The 17,653-nt window shown below is 49.3% G+C and carries 16 protein-coding genes; 6 read left to right on the top strand and 10 right to left on the bottom strand.

Going from position 1 to position 17,653, the window contains the following annotated elements; all coding sequences use genetic code 11:
• Positions 1-30 precede the first annotated feature (30 nt).
• On the bottom strand, positions 31-666 hold the full coding sequence (locus tag U2W12_RS02535; RefSeq protein ID WP_326499101.1) for a hypothetical protein: 636 nt from the start codon (positions 664-666) through the stop codon (positions 31-33).
• Positions 647-1,303, bottom strand: coding sequence for an ABC transporter substrate-binding protein (locus tag U2W12_RS02540; RefSeq protein WP_326499102.1), 657 nt, complete (start codon positions 1,301-1,303; stop codon positions 647-649). Before U2W12_RS02540 ends, U2W12_RS02535 begins: the two co-directional genes overlap by 20 nt.
• 295 nt (positions 1,304-1,598) lie before the next feature.
• On the opposite strand from U2W12_RS02540, the gene U2W12_RS02545 reads away from it, so the two are divergent.
• From U2W12_RS02545 to U2W12_RS02555, 3 genes are all read left to right on the top strand, one after another.
• Complete coding sequence (locus U2W12_RS02545; protein WP_326499103.1) at positions 1,599-2,099, top strand: septal ring lytic transglycosylase RlpA family protein; 501 nt, start codon at positions 1,599-1,601, stop codon at positions 2,097-2,099.
• A gap of 255 nt (positions 2,100-2,354) precedes the next feature.
• A complete protein-coding gene (locus tag U2W12_RS02550; protein ID WP_326499104.1) occupies positions 2,355-4,967 on the top strand; it encodes a PAS domain S-box protein in 2,613 nt (870 codons plus the stop codon).
• A 10-nt stretch (positions 4,968-4,977) separates the two neighbouring features.
• Positions 4,978-5,112, top strand: coding sequence for a hypothetical protein (locus U2W12_RS02555; protein WP_326499105.1), 135 nt, complete (start codon positions 4,978-4,980; stop codon positions 5,110-5,112).
• A 216-nt stretch (positions 5,113-5,328) separates the two neighbouring features.
• Here U2W12_RS02555 and U2W12_RS02560 read toward each other — a convergent pair whose 3' ends face one another.
• The 3 genes from U2W12_RS02560 to U2W12_RS02570 form a co-directional block, all read right to left on the bottom strand.
• On the bottom strand, positions 5,329-5,718 hold the full coding sequence (locus tag U2W12_RS02560; protein ID WP_326499106.1) for a hypothetical protein: 390 nt from the start codon (positions 5,716-5,718) through the stop codon (positions 5,329-5,331).
• A 367-nt stretch (positions 5,719-6,085) separates the two neighbouring features.
• Positions 6,086-6,700 (bottom strand): response regulator, encoded by a 615-nt coding sequence (locus U2W12_RS02565; RefSeq protein WP_326499107.1) that lies wholly within the window; start codon positions 6,698-6,700, stop codon positions 6,086-6,088.
• Positions 6,697-10,881, bottom strand: a complete 4,185-nt coding sequence (locus U2W12_RS02570) for a PAS domain S-box protein (protein ID WP_326499108.1) — start codon at positions 10,879-10,881, stop codon at positions 6,697-6,699. The genes U2W12_RS02565 and U2W12_RS02570 overlap by 4 nt, the downstream gene beginning before the upstream one ends.
• 431 nt (positions 10,882-11,312) lie before the next feature.
• On the opposite strand from U2W12_RS02570, the gene U2W12_RS02575 reads away from it, so the two are divergent.
• Complete coding sequence (locus U2W12_RS02575; RefSeq protein WP_326499109.1) at positions 11,313-12,086, top strand: Crp/Fnr family transcriptional regulator; 774 nt, start codon at positions 11,313-11,315, stop codon at positions 12,084-12,086.
• Between the two features lie 93 nt (positions 12,087-12,179).
• A complete protein-coding gene (locus tag U2W12_RS02580) occupies positions 12,180-12,974 on the top strand; it encodes a GGDEF domain-containing protein (protein WP_326499110.1) in 795 nt (264 codons plus the stop codon).
• A 453-nt stretch (positions 12,975-13,427) separates the two neighbouring features.
• On the opposite strand, the gene U2W12_RS02585 is transcribed toward U2W12_RS02580, so the two are convergent.
• From U2W12_RS02585 to U2W12_RS02605, 5 genes are all read right to left on the bottom strand, one after another.
• Positions 13,428-13,649, bottom strand: a complete 222-nt coding sequence (locus U2W12_RS02585; protein WP_326499111.1) for a hypothetical protein — start codon at positions 13,647-13,649, stop codon at positions 13,428-13,430.
• 183 nt (positions 13,650-13,832) lie between these two features.
• Positions 13,833-13,982: a lmo0937 family membrane protein gene (locus tag U2W12_RS02590; protein WP_326499112.1), complete on the bottom strand. Its 150-nt coding sequence runs from the start codon at positions 13,980-13,982 to the stop codon at positions 13,833-13,835.
• Between the two features lie 187 nt (positions 13,983-14,169).
• Positions 14,170-14,358, bottom strand: coding sequence for a CsbD family protein (locus U2W12_RS02595; protein WP_326499113.1), 189 nt, complete (start codon positions 14,356-14,358; stop codon positions 14,170-14,172).
• A gap of 81 nt (positions 14,359-14,439) precedes the next feature.
• The gene (locus U2W12_RS02600) at positions 14,440-14,985 is read right to left on the bottom strand and encodes a hypothetical protein (RefSeq protein WP_326499114.1); all 546 of its coding nucleotides are present in this window, start codon (positions 14,983-14,985) and stop codon (positions 14,440-14,442) included.
• A gap of 168 nt (positions 14,986-15,153) precedes the next feature.
• The gene (locus U2W12_RS02605; protein WP_326499115.1) at positions 15,154-15,318 is read right to left on the bottom strand and encodes a hypothetical protein; all 165 of its coding nucleotides are present in this window, start codon (positions 15,316-15,318) and stop codon (positions 15,154-15,156) included.
• A 266-nt stretch (positions 15,319-15,584) separates the two neighbouring features.
• Here U2W12_RS02605 and U2W12_RS02610 point away from each other — a divergent pair, with 266 nt between their 5' ends.
• Positions 15,585-17,501: a hypothetical protein gene (locus U2W12_RS02610; protein WP_326499116.1), complete on the top strand. Its 1,917-nt coding sequence runs from the start codon at positions 15,585-15,587 to the stop codon at positions 17,499-17,501.
• The last annotated feature ends 152 nt before the right edge of the window (positions 17,502-17,653 follow it).

Genomic DNA, 17,653 nt, shown 5'->3' on the forward strand with positions numbered 1-17,653 from the left:
CCGGATTCGTCTTGCGATAGCATTGAGTAGCTATGCCTGCAGTCGTGGTCTTGCCGGTGCCGCCTGCGATGATCGTAAAATGAGAATGCGGCGCCAAGATGCAGGTGGTTTTTTGCCTGTCCAATTTTTCAGAGGCCCCGGTCGCCCTATTCGACGCGTTCGGCAAGTGATTTTTTGCAGCCCTTCATTAGCAGACAAAACAGCAATAAAGGGCGACTGGGCAGTGAATGGACCACGTAAATTTAGGTGCGCCCGCCTTGGTGGGCTTGTCGCGTCGAGATCTGCAATGTCAATCTTAGCGATGAATCCTCTGTCTAAATCAATACCTACCGTGCATGCCAGTTTCTTTGGCGAATCGGTCCGTGGGTAAATTTTGGCCAGGATATATTCAAAAAAATTGCCAACTTGATTTGTTGGCCGCTTGCGAATTTCTACTCTCGAGCCTGTCGGAAATAGCGGTTGACGGACTCGATCCACCCACTCCTTATAAAACTGTAGACTTGACAGGACAAAATCAAACATCAGTTTAGCGTGAACCTGGCACTTTGGAGGTCCTGTTTCAGCAATAAAAACCGCCTTTGCCTTTACCAGGAGGTGATTTATTTTTAATAGATGCGCTTCCTGTACACTTTCATGCAGGCTGAACTCAGCGCCCAATAGACGCATTCATCGCATTCGCATTTCTTTGGGCAAGATGAGCAATCAGTTGATCTAGGTTACCATTGGCAACTTCGCCCATGAAACTGGTGCGGTAGTTTTGCAGCAAACTGAGGCCATCGATCTGAATGTCGTACACCTTCCACATGTCCCCTGTTAAAATCATCCGATAATCCACGCGTGACGGTTGCGCGCCAGGTTGGATGATTTCGGTCCGTACCACGGCATTTGTGTCTGACAGAGGTTGCATCGGCGTGGGCAGAAAGCGAATTTTCCAGTTAGCATACTCGGTGAACGCGGTAGTGAATGTACGCACTAATAGGAATCGGAATTCCTTCTTAAAACGTTCTCTCTGTTCTGCATTGGCGGTTTTCCAATTTTTACCGAGAACAAGTAAAGATACCCGATCAAAATCAACACGAGTACTGAGAATCTCGTCTACCAGCGCGGTAGCCTTTTTGAAATCGTGAATATATTCCGGCTTTCGTAACGTTGTTTGCAATTCATCGGCCGTCTGCTGGATGACATGCTGGGGAGTCATAAGAGTCTCCGCCTTCGATAGCGGAGCGCCGCCAACAAACAGCAGAAACCACACGCTGATCCAGAGCTTCACGCATGAATACGGTTTGGCAAAGTTTATTTTCATGTCATACCTGAATAGGAATAGAGAGAAAAAAACCACTTTCCACTAACGTTTAGGACAGCGCTATGTAAGGAAAGTTGTTAATCAGCACTGAAAATATTCCATAATTGCCCCAACCTTGATATTAATCTTAAATTAGCCTCAATTGAAGTTGGCATTGATTTTACTTGCCAGATTTGCGTCATGTTCGTCGGAGGCGGTAGTGCGGTATTGGGTTTATGAAATAAAAAACCGCCGGGATGGGGTGAACTATTCGTCTTTATGGAGTCGAAATGTAAAAAATTATCATCCAAAAAAGATGCAAGTTATTACGCGTTTTCCGATATTTATCTTGCTCGGGTTGTTTACCTTGTCGGGCTGCAGTTATCTCGAGCGCACGGTTAGACCTCATCGGCACATAGAGAAACGCGCGAGTGTGTCCGTACTACGACCCCACGAAGAGGTCGGCAAGGCGTCCTGGTATGGGCCAGGCTTTCAAGGCAAACAGACCTCGAGCGGGGAAATATTCGATCAGAACAAGTTGACGGCGGGTTCTCTGACGCTGCCATTGGGCACTGTGGTTGAGGTCACGAATCTTCGCAACCACAAAAAGGTCGATGTCAAAATTAACGACCGCGGCCCTTGGGTCAAGGGCAGAAAAATCGACCTATCCCGCGGCGCAGCTCAAAAACTGGGGATGTTGAAAACGGGCGTGGCGCCGGTCAGGATTAAGGTTAAGTCCAGGCCATATAAGCACAGAAGTTACCATTATCATCATCAACATCATTACCGTCAGCATCGGAAAAATAGAGGAGTCTAATATAAAGAGCCTATCCTAGATGACCGCATTTTAACCCTGACATCCCTTCTGGCGAAATGCGAACTTTCCGGAGAAATGTGAATCGAAAATTTGCGGCATAATCTGCGCTCAGGCCGGATTAATCAACCCAACCCGGAAAACGTTTGATCCATGCTCGCTCGGCATCTCCTATGAATTACTGGGATTTGGACGTCAATTATAAATGGCTGGGGGCGCGGCGCAATAAATGCTAATTGGGTATGATCAATAAGGATCATGAACGAAAAAAATCTTCTCCAAGCTGTTCTGGATACCTTAAATGATGGCATCTGCCTGCTCGACGAGGAGGGGCGGGTACAGGCAGTGAATGCCGCCGCCCTGAATATTCTGAGTTACAGAGAAAATGAGCTTGTGGAGTACAGCGTGGTTGACGCATTTGCTGCCGATAGCCTCAACGCCTCCCTGGAACGTGTATTCGTCTCTGGACAGCATTGCCGTGATGAAAAAGGCATATTCAAACGCAAGAACGGTATCGCTATTTCTGTGTCGTATAGTCTTGATCCTGTCCGTGTGGGAGGCAACGTGGGCGGGGCAGTGCTCCAATTTCGCGAGATGACTTCGCTACCGGTTTGCGATGTGGCCTTGCGCGATAGCGAATCGAAGTTTGGTGCAATACTGGATACCATTATCGACGGTGTTATCGCCATCGATGAAAGCTGTATCATTCAATTATTTAACCCTGCGGCCGAGATATTATTCGGGTATAGGCGCGAGGAAGTCTTGGGGTTTAACGTCAATCTACTCATGCCCTCCCCAGATCATGATGCGCACGACGGTTATATTGCAAATTATCTGAGAACAGACGTCAAAAAGATCATCGGTATCGGCCGGGAGGTAACCGGCAAGCGCAAGGACGGAACTCTCTTTCCTTTGCATTTATCCATCGGAGAAGCAGTGCTGGGTGATAGACGGTTGTTTGTCGGCATCATTCACGATCTGACATCCAGAAAACGAGCCGAGGAAAAACTGATTACCCTTTCCAGAGCGGTGGAGCAAAGCCCCAGCGCCGTGATGATCGCCAACTCGGACGGAATGATCGAATACGTGAATACGAGTTTCACCATTCTGACAGGTTACACCTGTGAGGATATCCTTGGGAAAAGCCCGTCCCTGTTGCGATCGCCACATACTTCTCCTGAACAATACCGAAGGCTGAAAGAAACCCTTCTTGAAGGGGGAGAATGGCGGGAAGAAATTCAGGATAGAAAAAAAAGTGGTGAGCTCTATTGGGCATTGGAAACCATCTCACCCGTACGTAATGGAGCGGGGATCATCACCCATTTTTTGGCCATCCAACAGGATATTACCGAACAAAAACAGAACAAGGAAGCTTTGCTGGCCAGCGAAGAACGCTTCAGGAAAGTGGCCGAAATGAGCGGCGAATGGTTGTGGGAGCAGGACCTCGAGGGGTTTTATACCTACAGTAGCAGTGCGGTACGACAGATTCTCGGGTATGAACCTGAGGAAATTCTTGGCAAATCTTATTTGAAACTGTTAACGGACGAGGATAAGGAGTACTGGACGACCGAATTGCCTTCGGAACCGAAAGTTCAGAAACCCTTCTACCACTTGGTTAACCGATACCGCCACAAGGACGGTCGGGAGATATTCACCGAGTCCACTGGCAAACCGCTTTTTGGGGAAGATGGTCGGCTGATCAAATGGCTTGGCGTAGACCACGATATTACTGCCCGCAAGCTCTACGAAGATGCACTGCAACTGCGCGACCGCGCCATCGAAGCAGCGAGCGTGGGAATCAACATCGCCAATGCCCGCGAGAAGCATAATCCCAACATTTATGTGAACCCCGCGTTGAGCCGTATAACCGGTTACACTCGCGAAGAACTGTTGGGCCAGAGCATGCGGATCTTGCAGGGGCCGGACACCGACAAGACCGCTATTGAGGAAATCAGCTGTGCTCTACGGGAAGGGCGTAGTTGCGAGGTGGTTTTGAAAAATTATCGCAAGGAAGGTACGCCTTACTGGAACGAGCTGCTCATCTCGCCGGTATGGGACTCCGCCGACAAATTGACCCACTTCATCGGCGTCCATTCTGATGTGACCGAACGGCGTCGGGCCGAGGAAGAACGACATGAATTGGAAATCGCGAAACAAATCCAGCTCTCGCTCCTACCAAAGGCGCCGCTAATATTGGAGGGCATCCAGGTCGCAGGTATTTGCCTTCCGGCAACCCATGTCGGAGGCGATTATTACGATTATTTTTACTCCAGCGACACCCTGCATATCGTCATCGCCGACGTGTCGGGACATAGCATGGGCGCCGCCCTGATCATAGCAGGGCTGCGCAGCACTCTCAAGGCAGAAACTAGCAAGACCGACGCCTTGCTGACGCACGATGGCACGGCGGCAACTCTGCTCGCCCTGAACGAGTTGCTCTATGATGATCTCAATGGTGCGGACCTTTTTATCACCATGTTCTATATGCGCTACAACTCAAATTTACGGCAACTTTGTTACGCCAATGCCGGCCATAATTGTCCGTTGTTATTGATTGAAAATGAGTCGAGTTGCCAAGAACTGGACGCTGAAGGGATGATTATTGGAATTAAAAAAGATGTCGTGTTCGAGGAAAAATGCGTGCAACTCAAAAAAGGAGATAAGGTGCTACTTTACACGGATGGCGTCACTGAGGCTCAGAACCCGGAAGGGGAGTTCTTCGGGGTTGCCCGATTGTGCGAACTTTTTTCCTCCCAAAGTCAGGCATCTCCCGAAGCCACCATCAACACCATCCTTGAAGCACTGCGCTCATTTTGTTGCGGTCATTCATTCGATGATGATGTCACTATGGTCGTGCTGAAAGTAGAGTAACGTAGATGGCATGACTAAAACCTGGCTGGAGCTGGCGGTAGCTAAACATGTAAAACGGCTTTCATTTTTTTCCACTTGGGGTATATATTCCCAGGGCGGGGTGCGCCAGGAAAAAATTTCACAATTAGGTTTGCATGATATTTGAGTAGAATTCGGCCAGCCATCCCTGTTTGTAATTTGGATTTGATCTGGTGAACAAAGTCAAGTCGAACCGTAGCTACCGGCCAAGAAGAGTCAGTCGCAAGCTCACAGTGAACGGAGGCTCAACTTTAAAAGGTGGGCATTTAACGATCACTATTGAAAATGGTCATTTTTATAGTTTTCCGGTGAGCTGCGGGCTGAAACTCCTTTGTTCAAGGCTTTAAGCCGCAAACGGCTTGCTTAGCTTCGGCATTTGCGGCTTTGCCGGCTTTAGTCTTTGCGAACAGCCTTTCTTCACCTCCATTGGGGTAGCATTCAAAGCGGCAAAAGACGATACCTCGGATGATCTTGTCAAAACGAGTGCCCTTTCCTTGTGCATCCTTTCCAGAGCTGCTCGCGCCTCCTTGCGTAATTTGAACGGTCCATGAAATTCGGCGTGGTCGTTAAATCGCCTGGCCCGAATATGTTCCGGCCAGTTAACGACATAATAGCCGGGCGCCAAGGACTGTCCATGGTTGGTGCAATACTTTCTTTGATAAGACTCCGAATCGACGAGCCAATAATCACGGATGACTGCGACAATCTCAAAAATATCATAATCCGCATCCATTGAGTAGTTCCCCTTTAATAGAATGGATCAAAACCGAATGCATCCCATACAGGACGATTCACGCCACAGGAAAAGAAACTCTAACCATCCCTGCATACCCAGGAAGTACCTCGATCTTAACGATCAGCCGGCTCCTTTTTTGGCGAGTTCGGGCAAAGCGAGCATCTCCACAGGGATAAATTAAAGCGGATATCAGTGCGAGATAAAATACGTACAAGCGCGTACGTAAGAGCACGTATTTAATACCAGCAAAGTGAGTACGGTTCACTCATGCATTTGCTGGTGCGCGAGCGAGAGGATGTGAGCCTGATGATCTCGGCGCAAGTAATTTATAGCAAGATCAGGGTCAAAAAACTCCGGACTTAGGTCAAGTTGGAAGATGGCAGGCTTCGCATAGGCGTGCCAGTTCCAGAGGGGTAGTTGTGCCGGTTTTTTTTAAGATCCGTGCGCGGTGAATTTCGACCGTTCGGTGACTGATGCCTAGTTTCCGGGCGATTTCCTTATTGGAATGGCCCGCCACAACCAAAGACATGATTTCCATTTCGCGGGAAGTAAGACCGTATTGGCTCATACAGAGCGCTTGTTCCGCCTGAGGCTGTTCAGGTATCTGAGTTTCATGTTGCAGCACTTCCTGTATCCGTTCAATCAACAGGTTGCTTGGAACCGGCTTCGTCAGAAAATCGACCGCTCCAGCTTTGATTGCGCGGACCGTCATGGGTATATCACCATAAGCGGTGAGGAAAATAATCGGCAAGTGTATCTTGCGGCGGATGAGTTCAGCTTGCAATTCGTGACCCTTCAAGCCCGGCATGTTGACGTCGAGTAGCAGGCAGCCAGGCTTGCCCGGGCAATAGTTTTGAAGAAAGTCCTCGGCGCTCTCGAAAGTCTGGCAAGCAAAACCTGCGGTTTCCATAACCAGCCCAAGACTATGGCGTATCACATGCTCGTCATCGACAATAAAAACACAGAATTGAGAGGTCATATCTCGAAAGGCAAGGTAAAGTGGACACTGATACCGTTGTCTGTGTTTTGCTCAGCCCAAATTGTTCCTCCGTGAGCTTCGATCAAGGCGCGACTGATAGCAAGGCCCATGCCTAAACCGTTGGATTTGGTCGTATAGAAGGGTTGGAACATGTTTTTCACGGTGGCGCTGTCCGTCACACACTTTCCGCTGTCGCACACCGTCACCTGTGCCATGGCCGGAGTGTCATCGGTGGCGCGTGTTGTTATGGTGATCAATCCGGCGCTTATCCCACTTTCCCGCATGGACTCCAGCCCGTTGCGCAACAAGTTGACCAATACCTTTTCGATTTGCAAACTATTGGCCCTAACCGGCGGCAAGTCCACGGCGAGATCCAGTTCTACGTTAAAAGCCCCTAAATGCCCGTCCACCTTGACTAGCTCGAGCGCTTCATGGACCAAATGATTGATATCTATCGACTCGCTGGGAGTCTCGTCTTTATGCAATATCGTCATTAATTGCCTTATAACGCCCCCGGCACGCTGTGCTTGTTGGGCGCAAATTTCCACAAGAGGCGTGAGTTTTTCCGGATTTTGGCTACCGGTCTGCAGCATATGTAATGCCACTTCGGCATAAGAGGAGATCGCGGCAAGTGGTTGATGCAATTCGTGCGCTATGGCTGCCGCCGTCTGGGTGACCACATATAAGCGGAACGATTGCTCCATCTTATCGCGCCGCTCTCTCATTTCCTTTTGCTTCTTGTAGTCGGTAATGTCTAAGTTTATTCCCAGCATACGATAAGGATGGTTATTTTTATCACGCAACAATCCGCCACGAGAGTGAATCCAGCGGTACAAGCCATCCTTGTGACGCAGGCGGAACTCCAACTCGAAGTTCGGCAGAAGACCGGCGATATAGTTTTCAGTGGCCGCCAATACCGATGCCCGGTCGTCGGGATGCAAACGGCACTCCCATTCTTCCCAACGGTTGAGCAATTCGTTATCGCCAAAGCCGATTTGCCGCTTCCATTCAGGCGATAGGTATATTGTGCTCGTATTCAGATCCCAGTCCCAATAACCCGCTTTCACCTCTTCGACGACAAGAGCGAGACGCGTCTGGACAGTGTGCAATTCTTCCTCGGCTGTTCGCCGCGCGGTGATATCCTCGCAGGAAATGATAATGCCACCGATCTTCCCTTCCTGATTTGTCCAGGGATAAGCCGCCCAACGCAACCAATGCCGGCTTCCGTCGGCTTGGATCCATAAGTCGTCATCGTTTTTCAGAAACTCCCCGGCTTGTGCTTTAACGTGAATCTCTCTCCACTCGGCGGAGATATCCGGATTAACCAAATAATGGTTACGACCCGTCAGATCATCGTACCCCCGCCCAAACTCTTCGATCCAGCGTCGGCTCGTGACCAGATAGTTCATTTCACGGTCGAACATCGCAATGCTGAGAGGTGCCTGCTCGATGAAAGTCCGAAGCTGAGTTTGGCTCTTCGTTAACGATTCTTCGACTCGTTTCAGCTCCGTGATGTCCAGGAAAGCACCGACCGCACCGCGTGGAAATCCCTCTTCATTGAATAAAGGCGATGCGTTGCTGAGCACCCTGATGACCTGACCGTCCGGACGGGTAATGTCGAGGATCTGGTTGGTTACTACTTCATTGCTGATAGCGCGCTGCATCGGCAGTTCCTCGATTGTCAGCTCGCGTCCGTTCAGCATTACACAAATGGTGGCCGGGGGGGTACCTTCCAAAGAAAGCTCGCTACCCGGCGGTAAGCCGAGCATCTGTTCAATAGCCGGATTTCCACGGATATGGCAGCACTTACTGTCATCAGTGATGGCTAGACCGATGGGCACGGTATCGAAAATAACTTGCATTTCCTCTATCCGGCGCTGCAAATGCCGGTTCAAGAAAGTAATTTGCTGCTCTGCCTGTTTTCTTTCCTCGATATCGATGATATGCGCGACGATGCCCTTAACAGTCCCTGTTGAATCCCGATCCGGAATATAGCTCGCATGCACCCAGCGGGGTTTGCCGGTTCCATAAGGAATCACCTGATCGAAACTTACCCGCTCTCCTGCACGCGCTCGTTCAAGATAAGGTCGAACGATATTCCATGCCTTTTCGCCGATAATTTCCCGCGCTTCGTGCCCAAGTATGCATTCCGGAGTCATGCAGAACCAGTTTAGGCAAGCCGCATTGATACGCAAATAGCGGAAATTGGTATCCAAATAAGAAATCAGCGCCGGCGTCGCATCCATTATCAGCCGCAATTCGCTCTCCCGTTCTTGCAAGGCCTGTTCGGCACGTTTACGCGCTGTAATGTCGCGGCTCACCGTGGCGAGGCCGGCCAAGTCTCCGTTATAATCCTTAATATAAAAAACGTTGTAGATCATCCAGATGGCTGCGCCGGTTTGGAAATGGCGGAAGCGGATTTCGACTTCGGCAATACCTTCGCGGAAGACGCGTGGGAAAAACTCTTCGGTGATGAAGCGCTGGTCTTCGGGAAAGAAAAATTCCTGGACCGGAACCTGTAAAGCCTCTTTCAAGCTACCCAAGCCTACAATCCGCATGCCAGCCGCGTTAACGTAAAACGGAAGTAAGTTCATGTCGCACATGCCAATGAACTCCTTGCTATTATCGGCTAGAGAGATAAATTTTTGCCGTTCCAATTCGGCCTTTTTTTCCCGAGTAATATCTTGGATATAGCCGTGCCAGAGAGTGCTGCCGTCAGCTTCGCGTAGCGGCATCGAGCGCCCCTCGATCCATATTTCGCCCTTCGTCGGATGGTCGTAGCGGAAACAGTCTTGCCAGGGTTGCATAGTGCGAGCGGACTCGGCTATCGCTTCATTGATATGGCCGATATCTCTGGGATGGATGCGCGCAAAGATTGGACTAAAATCTTCGGCTACAGTATCGTGTCTGAGCCCGTACACGGATTCGAAAACCGGACTGGCATACGGCATGCAGGCGGTACCGTCCGGGCGCAACCGGAAGGAACAAATTACCCCAGGCACTGTTTCTGCAACCTTGGACAACTGATCCTGCAACTTAAGCTGCTCCTTTAAAGCACTATCTGCGCGCATGCGCTCCGTAGCATCGCGCAGGATAGCGGTAAACGATTTCTCGCCATTTATCTCGTACTGGGAAATGGCCGCCTCGATAGGGAACTCCTCACCATCGGCGCGCAGGCCTTTCACAGCAGCCAGTTCGCCCATTTTACGGCTTGTGGTGCCGGTACGCACGAAATCGCGAATATGTGCGGCATGGGCGGGACGAAACCGCTCGGGTATAAAACGCTCGAGAGCCCCCCCAACCGCTTCATCCGCCGTACAACCGAACATTCTTTCCGCCGCGGCGTTGAATAGCAAAATACGTTGATCTGCGTCGATAGTAATCATTGCATCCAAAGCCGACTCGACAATTCCGACATAACGTTGCCGGCTTTCCCGCAGTGCCTGTTCGTTGCGCTTGTAACTGGTGATATCTTGCGTGGTACCGAAGCCACCAAGCAGGTTTCCTTTTTTATTGAACTCCAATACGGCTTTCTCGCGCACCCATTTCACTTTGCCTTCCACGATCAAACGGTATTCGATTTCGTAAGGCTCGCCACGCCGACCCGCTTGCCAATTGAGATTGACAAATTCCCGGTCATCCGGATGCACGCGAGAGAGAAAAGACTCAAAACTGAGTCGTGTCCCCCTGGGAAGGCCGAAAATACGATAATTCTCATTGGACCAACGCAATTCATTTCTTTGCACACTCAAACGCCAGCTACCGATTTTTCCGACTGTTTGTGCATAATCCAAATCTTGCCGGCTTTCCCATAACGCAGCAGTGGATTTCCGATGGAAGCTAGTCGTTGCGATAATGCCTACAGACATAAAGCAAAAACCTGCATTTAAAATCAATACGTTGTAAGTCTCTATCCCGGCCGGAAATAAAATAAGCACATTAACGGCGATCAAGGATAAGATCATCGCGAAGATCCCAGGATTCTGTCCAAGCCAGAAAGAGGTCTGGATAATCGCGAAAAAAAATAACAAGAATGCTGCACGCTCCCCGATCGGTGGAATATAAAGTGTCGCTATAGCGGCGATAGCGACCGTCAGCATCGCCAATCCGTGGCGCAACAAACAAGGCTGTGCTTCCAAATAAAGGATAATCGATTGAGTATTGAATCGTGTTAGGTTCATCCGGTATTGCCGTTATTGCTCATTTCGAAACGGGAGGTAAGGTTTGCCAAACACTGGACTTGGGTTGCGCTATTAACCCTTTCGCGACTTATTTTGTTATAGCGCAAGGGTGAACCCAAGCCACAGAATAACGATGATCCGTAATAACATGCATGGACCTACCAATTGCTCACGAAGTTTAAGAAATTTCCCCATCAACTATATCGTATTCGATTTAGAGATGACGATTTTTTGTCCTGTCTCGGCTGGCACAAACATTTCGCAACCATAATGATTGGTCTGTTTGAGTAAGTAGTTACCCTTATTCCAGCTCTGAATGTTTTGTGTTACAAAATAAATGCTTAGTCCATAACTTTATAATATTTATTTTTTTCCCTTTAGCCTTTGGTGCGGATTCTTTCGCTCGTCATCTGCATTTATCGGAGTAACTTATGACCGGGATACAAAATCTTCGAATAAATTATCTCCTCGACGCCCTACCCGGAGATGTTTACGAACGTCTTTTTCGCCATCTGGAACAGGTCCAGATGACATTCGGCGAAGTCCTTTACGAGCCGGGGGAAAAGTCTCGTTACGCTTATTTTCCTACGAGTTGTACCGTATCGCTGTTTCATGACATGGAGAATGGAGCGTCGTCCGAAATCGCTGTGGTCGGCAACGAGGGTATGGTCAATATCGATCTCTTCATGGGCGGTGGCACCATGCCGAATCGAGCCATCGTGCTGACCACGGGCTATGTCTATCGTCTGAGTAGGCAACTGTTCTTGCAAGAATTCTATCGTTACGGAGCATTAAATCATTTATTGCTACGCTATACACAAGTGCTGATTACCCAGATGGCGCAAACAACGGTTTGCAATCGCCATCATTCGGTGGAACAGCAACTCTGTCGCAGGTTGCTGCAAAGTCTTGACCGGCTTTCTTCGAATGAGTTGACCATGGCCCAGGCATTGATAGCCAAGTTGTTGGGCGTGCGCCGCGAAGTCGTCACCGAGGCTGCCGAAACATTACAGCGAGCGGGTTTGATTGAATACGGCCGCGGCCGTATCACGGTGCTGGACCGGCTGGGATTGAAAGCGAGGGCCTGCGAATGCTACCAAATAGCCAAAACGGTATCCGATCGCCTTTTTATCTCTTCTCGGCGTGGACTGTTAACCTCCCGACCGGAGGTTTCACTTTATCCACTGCATACGTTACAGCATTGAGCGCGTCCGCCTTTCCATATCCAACAGTTTAAAAGAAATTGGGTCTGGTAAAAAAACCAGACGCATCGAACCAACACCTGAGGAGAACTTCTCATGGAGAAAATGAACTTATTCGGCATGCCTCAAACGGCCATGACAACTCCTATTAGCATTCAGCCCCTTTATGCTCGCGCACAAGAGGTCTCAGGGAATCCAGTCTATTGTCAACTACAGCATCCCATTTTGGAGATGACGGAACTCAATCGAGCACTCGCAGCGAGTCAACAGCAGTTGAAAGCGGCACAAGAACAGATTGAAACGCTTGCGAAATCCAATGCCTGTCTCAGACGGAGATCGATACAGCTAGCGAAAAAGTGTGCGCAAGCGCGTCACTTCGCGTATCACGATCAGCTTACCGGGCTGCCCAATCGCAACTTGCTGATGGACCGGCTTAAACAGGCGATGGTTCAGTCCGCTCGCCAACATAAACAGGTGGCGCTGCTGTTCATCGATCTCGACGGTTTCAAAAGCGTCAATGACAGGCTCGGTCATGCGGCGGGAGACAAACTTTTACAGCAGGTAGCGGTGCGATTAACCGCCAGCATCCGCTTTGGTGATACAGCTTGCCGCTATGGCGGCGATGAATTTGTGATCCTGCTACCTGAAATCAATGGACACGAAAGTGCTGAAGTGGTGACAGAGAAAATTCGTGTCCACTTGGCCGCGTCTTATGTGGTGGAAAGCAATGTCGTAGCGATAACTGCAAGTATTGGCGTGGCGGTCTATCAGACCGGAGGACAAAATTGTAATGATTTGATCAAACAAGCCGATATGGCCATGTATCACGACAAGGCGAACAGTAACCTTCCCACCGCGTCTCCTCAACCTTCGAATCACCACAAGGATTAACTCACCTCAATGGCGCCCGTGCGGGCATCGAAACCATTGATAAAATAGGCCGGTACTTCATTGTAAGCGAATGGCAGGCAGCCTCCTTATTATGCAGTTACATGGGCTCGGCTTTGTTGCAAAAATCAGCCTAGTCGTGCACTGTTTGAAGAGGAAATAGCCTCTCAGATTGCCAAACGGCGTTCAATATTCGCCAGTAAAGAGCGCCGAAACTTGCCATCAATCAGAGCGATCCAGTAATCAGTCCGTTTGGGGCATATCGCCATCCGTGGCAATCGCTATGCCATGGAACGACTGGAAGCGGCCAGGAAGTTATCCCGCAAGCCGTAATGGAGCGAAAACGCTTGCTTTTATGTCATCAATCGGCCAATGCATTTCATCTTTTTCAAGATCGAACGGCGTCACCCATAAGTGGCAATTTTATAACGCGCAAGGGAATCGCGGCTCCGGCCGCTAGCGCTTCCTGCTTGCAAAAAGCAGGAGCCCGCCGCCAGCCACAACTGCTGCCACACCAGCCCAGACCGGTATATTGACGGTCTGCGTGTCTTTTATTGTCAGCTCAAAAGGGCCAAACTTGGCTTCCTGGGTTTCCCGAGTATAGCTAAAACGACCATACACCAGCCCCACCAGTCCGGCTAAGATCAACACGATTGCCACGATTTTAACTGTGCCCATTTTGTCTCTCCTATCAATAATACCCTTGAGTCAGGCCCCGCGCGGCTCGCCCAAGAGTCCCCCGCATAAACCAGGAATCCTAAACGTGTCGAAGCGCAACACTGATCGCTGCCGCCTCGTTGCATAAAACCATTCAGGCGCGAAATGGCTCCGCCGGGGTTACCTTAGCACTTTGCTGTGCCGCTACAGGACACGTCGGCCTTGTATAACACGCAATAGGATCACGACTACCGCGATAACCAATAGAATGTGAATGAATCCGCCCAGCGCATAGGGAGAGACTAAACCCAGAAGCCAGAGAATAATTAATACGATAGCTAACGTTTCAAGCATGTGCGCCTCTCCGTAAAAATCCGTCAATTGACGGCGTTATGAACCCCGGATAAGAACATGAGGCAGTCGCCTATGAAACAGTTAGCTTCGTGCTCATCTCCTGTAAAAATGATTTTTGCGTACATTTCGTTTCCGCGATGCAACTCACCTCCTCCGGATTCGCCTGCACAACTCGGTAATACACGTTTTAGTCGTCTTTCTCAATGGCATTCTTTATATCCTCCTTGAGATTACCCAAGACCGCCTGGACCTTGCCTACGTTCTTTTGAACATTTCCTTCTACCTCCATCGCTTCGTCGTCCAGCAACACGCCGGCGGCTTCTTTCACTTTACCTTTGACTTCCTCGATTCGGCCTTTAATTTGATCTTTGTTCATGAATTTCTCCTGAGAATTAGTTTAACCTGACCCTACAACCATGACCATAGTGTGGAATGACACCCTCTTGGCCCTATCGGATCAACAAAGCACTACAAGTAAAATCAGGCCAGGGATAATCCCTAGAATCAGGCCGACCACGATGGCAATAATCTCACCTGTAGAATAACTGCAACTTACATTACCGGCGCTTGCCCGGACAGGACTGTCATTATCAAGACCCGCTAACATCATGCCGGAAAATTCATCTGCGACTTGGGCTTGAGAGGATGCCACGAGTATGCGTGAGCGTGCATCACTAAGACGTGTTTCGGCCGAACGTAAATCATCGCTGAATGGCATTATATTACGCGCATTCTTGAGAGCCTCGATGGCTTCGTCTGTAGGGGTAAGCGCCATTTCGCGCGCACGACTCAGTGTGTCAGCAGCGGTAATTTCTTTCTTCAGTTGATTGAGTTCTTGATATTGTTCGGAACCAGATGAACAGGAAGAATTAATCAATTCCGTCGAACCTGCTGAAGGCCAAATATTGGCGTTTGCCGTTTGCGGCATTGAAGCAATGAAGATCGATGTGAACACCGAAATAATCAACATTTTTAAGGAGTATTTATTTTTATTGATAGGCATAACCTTTCTCCTAAATAGTGAAGAACTAACAATACTGAACAACATGGCTAAGAAAGCTTTAAACAAATTACTTTCTCGCTATAAGCGCCTTGCAACAAGTCAGCAAGTATGTTTTTAACGGCTCCAGTTCTAGAGTGCTCTACAGAAACTTGGATGCCATTTAACTTGTTACCAATCAATTGGAACAGATTTTTGATTATTTTGTTCACTGTATTTTCCGCCATTGTGGGCTTGGGGTTGCCTAAAATGTATTGATAAAAAATCGCAATTCAGGTTGGTTTCTGAGCGAGGGAAGATCAAGGCACTTTGAACATGAGCGACTTCAAGCGCCATGATCGTTAATCCATCACATCGTTCCGATCATGCCCGTATCATGCAACTAATGCTGACGCGCGAGTATCAAACCGTAAAAAACTCTTTTCAAATTTGTCCCCATGCCGGAGTTCGAGTCAGCATTACGGGTCACGTTAGGTTTCAGGATCGAATCTCTAGAAATTTGATCGACCTCGTTCCGCTACCTCCCGCACAGTATCTTTCATTTCCCGGGGTGATGCCGAACCTTCGTGATAGTTTGATTTTTAAACATCGTCTTATGCATTATGCGAATACACTCATGCTCTCATGCTTCGGCATCATTTCATCGAACTGGGCGCCGTCTTTTAGCCGCCGCGCTGTTTTTTTCCGGCATCTTCCTGCCTGTACATGTAAAAGGGGCAGAGGTGGTGATCCCACTTACCGTGCCTTTCGATTTCTTGACGACGGGTGTAAACAAACAGTTCAAAACCGCGCCAGGGGAGGTTGAAGAAATAAGCTATAACAAGAACTGCCGTTATTTATACCTGGACCACCCTCAATTCAACCACCAGAAGGAACTTGTCCGTTTTGTCATTCATGGCCGAGGCAGCGCCGGCGCCGAATTCTTCGGAAAGTGCCTTAGCCCCGTTCGCTGGAGCGGCTTTATAGAGATATTGGCTACCCCTTCCATCACCGCAGACTGGCAACTGCATTTGAACGTCGAGCACTCCAATCTCTATGACGAAGCCTGGAAAAAAGGGCTGCTCATGGGGCCTATCTGGAATGCCGTTCAGTCTTTCGTTCTTCCGTCTCTCACATCTTTCAACATCGATCTGACTCCGCCGCGAGATGAGACGCTCTCGTTGCTGCACGCATTTTTGCCGGCTTCCAGTTCCGCGCAACTCGATGCAGTATTCCGCAGCGCCACGGCAAAAGTGATTAGGGTTGACGACCAGGGCGTTCACCTGGGCTTGGCTCTTGCACTGCCCGACAGCCTTAAACAGACAATTTCCCCACGCACTGCCTCCGCAGCCCCCCTAAGCCCTGAGGAATTGGCGGCGGTTAAGCAAGAGCTAGAGCAATGGGATGCCTTTTTGGTGTTTGTGCTAAAGAATATCGGGATGGACATCGAAGACCCCGATATCCGGGCACAATTGTTGGAACTACTCCTTGCAAGCCGTTATGAGGTCTTGCCGATTCTGGCCGGCGAGAGCAGCGAATTAGCCGGAGATCCGGTGCGCACGCTTTTCGTAGAAACCTGGAATCGCCTCCAGGAAATCATCCTCACGGCCGAGCAGCGAGGAATCGTTATGAATAATGCTGTACGCTATGTTTCATTCATTCGTGCCGGAGACGTGCTGTTAACCATTGATCGCGCCGCTCCGGGCATTGGCCTGGAAATTTCGGCGGACGGCCTTCGCCGTTTAGCCAGAATTTTGCAGCCGGGGCTGAAAGTTGACCCACTGCAATATGACCTGGCACCAGATCCCGCTTTACGTGAATTGTTCGGATTTCCGGCGAAGTTGCCGAATGAAGAACCGCTGGACCCTATACCGGAAGACGCCGCCCCCCCTCTAAGCCTATTTGATGCAATCGGCAGCGTCTATGCCGCGGAATACAGCCAGAGCGACGATCTTGCCGCATTAATAAAACGGCTAAATCGATGGGTACCGGAGGATTCGGAATTGAGCGAATATCGCGCAACAATGAACAAACTCCTGCTAATCAACACGGAACAGGAATTGCAAAGTAATTCTTTAGAAAGCCGCTACAAACCGCTCATTAGTAATTTGGCGCGTGCTACCGCGCTCAAGGAAAGCTGCTGGCGGCAGTTTGTCAGCAAGCAGAAAAAAATAACTTACCTGCATTCGTCGTCGGGAAGCATCGGCTTAATGCAGATCAACCCTTATGTATGGCGTGGATTTTATAATGTGGAGCAAGTTAAATGGAATGTCTCTTACAACGCCGAGGCCGGAATAGAAATTCTTCTGCAATACTTGATTCGCTATGCGATCAACGAAGAAAAGACCGGCAGCATCGACAACATTGCCCGTTCCGCTTATTCAATTTATAACTCCGGACCTAAAGCTATCGGCCGTTATCGCAAAGCAACCAGCTCCGAACGGGAAAAGAAAGTCGATTTTCGCTTTTGGGAAATATACCAGGGATTTAAAGCAGATGGTGAAGTCGATCTATTTCACTGTACGGTAAAAACAAACTGAAGTACTTATATAGATCAATGATGCTGCTCTCATCGATAAGTGCTTAGCAGAAAGTAAATTGGTATTGAGAGCCAAAACCAGCGCCGATTTCATCGATAGCCTCCTCAAGTTCGGTAGGTGTAAACGATTGGAATGGCAGCCACTCGTATTTC

Origin of the sequence: Methylomicrobium sp. Wu6, from assembly GCF_035916875.1 — a bacterium.
Taxonomy (GTDB): Bacteria; Pseudomonadota; Gammaproteobacteria; order Methylococcales; family Methylomonadaceae; genus Methylomicrobium.

Excerpts from the sequence above, each read along its gene's own strand:
- U2W12_RS02535 (WP_326499101.1), bottom strand. The coding sequence starts at position 666 with ATGCGTCTATTGGGCGCTGAGTTCAGCCTGCATGAAAGTGTACAGGAA.
- U2W12_RS02540 (WP_326499102.1), bottom strand. The coding sequence starts at position 1,303 with ATGAAAATAAACTTTGCCAAACCGTATTCATGCGTGAAGCTCTGGATC.
- U2W12_RS02545 (WP_326499103.1), top strand. The coding sequence starts at position 1,599 with ATGCAAGTTATTACGCGTTTTCCGATATTTATCTTGCTCGGGTTGTTT.
- U2W12_RS02550 (WP_326499104.1), top strand. The coding sequence starts at position 2,355 with ATGAACGAAAAAAATCTTCTCCAAGCTGTTCTGGATACCTTAAATGAT.
- U2W12_RS02555 (WP_326499105.1), top strand. The coding sequence starts at position 4,978 with ATGACTAAAACCTGGCTGGAGCTGGCGGTAGCTAAACATGTAAAACGG.
- U2W12_RS02560 (WP_326499106.1), bottom strand. The coding sequence starts at position 5,718 with ATGGATGCGGATTATGATATTTTTGAGATTGTCGCAGTCATCCGTGAT.
- U2W12_RS02565 (WP_326499107.1), bottom strand. The coding sequence starts at position 6,700 with ATGACCTCTCAATTCTGTGTTTTTATTGTCGATGACGAGCATGTGATA.
- U2W12_RS02570 (WP_326499108.1), bottom strand. The coding sequence starts at position 10,881 with ATGAACCTAACACGATTCAATACTCAATCGATTATCCTTTATTTGGAA.
- U2W12_RS02575 (WP_326499109.1), top strand. The coding sequence starts at position 11,313 with ATGACCGGGATACAAAATCTTCGAATAAATTATCTCCTCGACGCCCTA.
- U2W12_RS02580 (WP_326499110.1), top strand. The coding sequence starts at position 12,180 with ATGGAGAAAATGAACTTATTCGGCATGCCTCAAACGGCCATGACAACT.
- U2W12_RS02585 (WP_326499111.1), bottom strand. The coding sequence starts at position 13,649 with ATGGGCACAGTTAAAATCGTGGCAATCGTGTTGATCTTAGCCGGACTG.
- U2W12_RS02590 (WP_326499112.1), bottom strand. The coding sequence starts at position 13,982 with ATGCTTGAAACGTTAGCTATCGTATTAATTATTCTCTGGCTTCTGGGT.
- U2W12_RS02595 (WP_326499113.1), bottom strand. The coding sequence starts at position 14,358 with ATGAACAAAGATCAAATTAAAGGCCGAATCGAGGAAGTCAAAGGTAAA.
- U2W12_RS02600 (WP_326499114.1), bottom strand. The coding sequence starts at position 14,985 with ATGCCTATCAATAAAAATAAATACTCCTTAAAAATGTTGATTATTTCG.
- U2W12_RS02605 (WP_326499115.1), bottom strand. The coding sequence starts at position 15,318 with ATGGCGCTTGAAGTCGCTCATGTTCAAAGTGCCTTGATCTTCCCTCGC.
- U2W12_RS02610 (WP_326499116.1), top strand. The coding sequence starts at position 15,585 with ATGCGAATACACTCATGCTCTCATGCTTCGGCATCATTTCATCGAACT.